Here is a 3,856-nt window from a genome sequence, read left to right on the forward strand (position 1 = left end):
GGGATTTTCTATTTTCAAAAACTGACAAGCTTATGTATGTAGTAAAAAGAGACGGGCACAAAGAGCCGGTAATGTTCGACAAAATCACGGACAGAATTAAAAAATTATGTTACGGATTAAACGATTTGGTCGACGCTGTAAAGGTGACCATGCGAGTAATCGAAGGATTGTATGACGGAGTTACAACATCAGAACTTGACAACTTAGCAGCAGAAACTGCCGCTTCCATGACTATTTCACATCCTGATTATGCACAATTAGCAGCGCGTATCGCGATTTCTAACTTGCATAAAAACACCAATAAATCGTTCTCGGAAACCATGAAAGAAATGTACTTTTATGTAAATCCAAGAACGAACCAAAAAGCACCATTACTATCTGATGAGGTGCACGAAGCGATTCAGGCAAACGCTGAATTTTTAAATTCACACATTATTTATAACCGTGATTTCAATTACGATTATTTTGGTTTCAAAACCTTAGAGCGTTCGTATTTGCTAAAAATCAACGGTAAGATTGTAGAGCGTCCACAACACATGCTAATGCGTGTTGCTGTTGGAATTCACCTAAACGACATGGAATCGGTAATCGAAACTTACGATTTGATGTCGAAAAAATTCTTTACGCATGCAACGCCAACGTTATTTAACGCAGGAACGCCAAAACCTCAAATGTCTTCTTGTTTTTTATTAACCATGAAAGACGACAGCATCGACGGAATTTACGATACTCTAAAACAAACGGCAAAAATCTCGCAATCGGCAGGTGGAATTGGGTTGTCTATTCATAATGTTCGTGCTACGGGTTCATACATTCGTGGAACTAACGGAACATCAAACGGGATTGTTCCAATGTTGAGAGTGTTTAATGATACCGCTCGTTATGTAGACCAAGGCGGCGGAAAACGTAAAGGAAGTTTTGCTATTTATTTAGAAACTTGGCATGCTGATATCTTTGAATTCTTGGATTTGAAGAAAAATACCGGAAAAGAAGAAATGCGTGCAAGAGATTTATTCTTCGCGATGTGGACATCCGATTTATTCATGAAACGCGTTCAGGAAGATACTACTTGGACATTAATGTGTCCGAATGAATGTCCTGGATTATGTGATGTTTATGGAGAAGAATTCGAAGCATTATACACTTCGTACGAAGCACAAAACAAAGGGAGAAAAACGGTTAAAGCACGTGAACTTTGGGAGAAAATCCTCGAATCACAAATTGAAACCGGAACACCATACATGTTGTATAAAGATGCAGCAAACAGAAAATCAAACCAAAAGAATTTGGGAACCATTCGTTCATCAAACCTTTGTACCGAAATCATGGAATATACTGCGGCAGACGAAATTGCAGTATGTAATTTAGCATCGATTTCATTGCCAATGTTTGTGGAAAACGGCGAATTTAATCACCAATTATTATACAACGTAACAAAACGTGTAACCAGAAACTTAAACAAAGTAATCGACCGAAACTATTATCCTGTACCAGAAGCCGAAAATTCGAATATGCGTCACCGTCCTGTTGGATTAGGAGTGCAAGGTCTAGCTGATGCTTTTATTTTGTTGAGATTGCCTTTTACAAGCGATGAAGCCAAGAAATTAAATCAGGAAATCTTTGAAACGATGTATTTTGCAGCTGTTACTGCTTCGATGGAAGAAGCAAAAACAGAAGGACCATACTCTTCGTTCAAAGGATCGCCAATTTCAGAAGGATTATTTCAACACAATCTTTGGAACATCAAAGATGAGGAATTATCAGGCAGATGGGATTGGGCAGCTTTAAGAAAAGACGTTTTGAAACACGGAGTGAGAAACTCGTTGTTAATGGCGCCGATGCCAACCGCTTCTACATCTCAAATTTTAGGAAACAACGAAGCATTCGAACCATATACATCCAACATTTATACGCGTCGTGTATTGTCCGGAGAATTCATTGTAGTTAATAAACACTTACTTGAAGATCTAGTAAAACGCGGACTTTGGACCGAAGATTTGAAACAACAACTGATGCGCAACAATGGTTCTGTACAGAATTTGGATATTCCTGAAGATTTGAAAGAACTATACAAAACCGTTTGGGAAATGTCAATGAAAGACATTATCGATATGTCGCGCCACAGAGGATATTTCATCGATCAATCACAATCGCTGAACTTGTTTATGCAAGATGCAAATTACGCAAAACTGACTTCGATGCACTTTTACGCATGGCAAAGTGGTTTGAAAACCGGAATGTACTATTTGAGAACCAAAGCTGCGGTTGATGCTATTAAGTTCACATTGAACAACGATAAAAAAGCAGAACCAACAGCACAAGTTCCGGAACCGGTAGCGGTTGAAGTAGTAGCGCCAAACGAAACAGGTGAAATGACTGCAGAAGATTTTGCCGCAATGGTGGAACGCGCAAGAAATGCTGGCCCTGATGATTGCGAAATGTGTGGGTCTTAATAATTACGAATTTAGAATTACGAATTAATAATTAGAAACCAGCTGTCGATTGATGGCTGTTTTTTATTAAATTTAGGAGCTATTTCCCGCTAAGCGGGGCTAAAAAAAACACCATGTCAAAAGATAAAAAAGGAGTTTACACAGGAATCATCGAAAAGGATAAAGACGGCAATTATTTCTGCGGAGAATACCTTTTAGATTATAAATACACCGAAGCCAATTTCAAACTCGGTGACGAAATCAACATCAAAACGGTGATTGCCAATCCGAGTGATAAAAGCTATAATCAATACCCAAAAAAATCAAGAAATTTCTTTTTGGCCAACCAAAAGGAATAGCCATTATGGAAGAAAATAATCAAAAAAAATTCATGGTTACAGAAGAACTTTTTGTAAGGGCAGATAAAAGGTTTTTCAATTTTGCAATTGACATGATTATGCTGTCTATATTGCTTTTTATTGGGCTTGTTATTTTTCTTTCCAATACTGCTACAACACCTAATGAAGGTAAGGATTTTATGAATCGTTTCATGGCTAATAGCATATTGCAATATATCGTTACTTCATCCATTACATTAGTGTATTATAATTTTTTCGAAATCTTTACTTCAAGAACTATCGGAAAGTTTTGTACAAATACAATAGTTGTTGATGAAAACGGAGATAATGCTAATTATGAAGCAATTATGATCCGATCACTGATTCGGATAATTCCGCTTTACTGGATTTCCTTTATTGTATTCCCGACAAGAGGATTGCATGATATGATTTCAAAAACGTATGTGGTCAATAAAAATTTATTGGATGAAAGAAAGAAACAATTTTATGGTTCGCCAAATAAATAAGCTATGATTATCATAAAAAAAACAACTTCTGATGATTTAGATTTTAAATATTTAACCCAACTTTTTGATGATTATTTGGTCGATATTGATGGTGATGAAAAGGATTTCTTTGCATTTTACAACCAAGTTTATATTCAAAATGTATTGATTTGTTATGACAATGAAGTTGCTATAGGTTGTGGCGCCTTTAAAGAATACGAACCAAAAGTAGCAGAGATAAAAAGAATGTTTGTTTTACCTGAGCAACGAGGCAAAGGAATTGCTTCTTCAATATTAAATCAATTAGAATTTTGGGCAGCTGCTTCGGGTTATACTTCCTGTATTTTAGAAACTTCTATTCGTCTCGAAAGTGCTATTGCATTATACAAAAAGATGGGCTATGAAATCATTCCCAATTATGGTCAGTATATTGGTGTTGAAAGCAGTGTTTGTATGAGGAAAATCATAAAATAAATTTATATTTGTTCAAATCCTAATTCCGAAAATCCTAAATCCTAAATCAAAATGACCTGGGAACAACTTTTATCACTAAAACGCCAAGGCGATACAAGCAAAAGAT

General features: G+C 36.3%; 4 protein-coding genes. All 4 read left to right on the forward strand.

Annotated elements, in window-relative coordinates; all coding sequences use genetic code 11:
- Window positions 1-32: 32 nt before the first annotated feature.
- Window positions 33-2,453, forward strand: a complete 2,421-nt coding sequence (locus ACOYLP_RS11340) for a ribonucleoside-diphosphate reductase subunit alpha (protein WP_422856286.1) — start codon at window positions 33-35, stop codon at window positions 2,451-2,453.
- 113 nt (window positions 2,454-2,566) lie between these two features.
- On the forward strand, window positions 2,567-2,791 hold the full coding sequence (locus ACOYLP_RS11345) for a hypothetical protein (protein WP_422856283.1): 225 nt from the start codon (window positions 2,567-2,569) through the stop codon (window positions 2,789-2,791).
- 5 nt (window positions 2,792-2,796) lie between these two features.
- Window positions 2,797-3,297 carry an RDD family protein gene (locus tag ACOYLP_RS11350; protein ID WP_422856284.1) on the forward strand — a complete coding sequence of 167 codons (501 nt, stop codon included), beginning with the start codon at window positions 2,797-2,799 and terminating at the stop codon, window positions 3,295-3,297.
- Between the two features lie 3 nt (window positions 3,298-3,300).
- Window positions 3,301-3,750 carry a GNAT family N-acetyltransferase gene (locus ACOYLP_RS11355; RefSeq protein WP_422856285.1) on the forward strand — a complete coding sequence of 150 codons (450 nt, stop codon included), beginning with the start codon at window positions 3,301-3,303 and terminating at the stop codon, window positions 3,748-3,750.
- Window positions 3,751-3,856 lie beyond the last annotated feature (106 nt).

The sequence above is a fragment of the Flavobacterium sp. genome (assembly GCF_049318325.1).
In the GTDB taxonomy this organism is placed as follows: domain Bacteria; phylum Bacteroidota; class Bacteroidia; order Flavobacteriales; family Flavobacteriaceae; genus Flavobacterium.

Coding starts and splice junctions, on each gene's coding strand:
- ACOYLP_RS11340 (WP_422856286.1), top strand. CDS start 33: ATGTATGTAGTAAAAAGAGACGGGCACAAAGAGCCGGTAATGTTCGAC.
- ACOYLP_RS11345 (WP_422856283.1), top strand. CDS start 2,567: ATGTCAAAAGATAAAAAAGGAGTTTACACAGGAATCATCGAAAAGGAT.
- ACOYLP_RS11350 (WP_422856284.1), top strand. CDS start 2,797: ATGGAAGAAAATAATCAAAAAAAATTCATGGTTACAGAAGAACTTTTT.
- ACOYLP_RS11355 (WP_422856285.1), top strand. CDS start 3,301: ATGATTATCATAAAAAAAACAACTTCTGATGATTTAGATTTTAAATAT.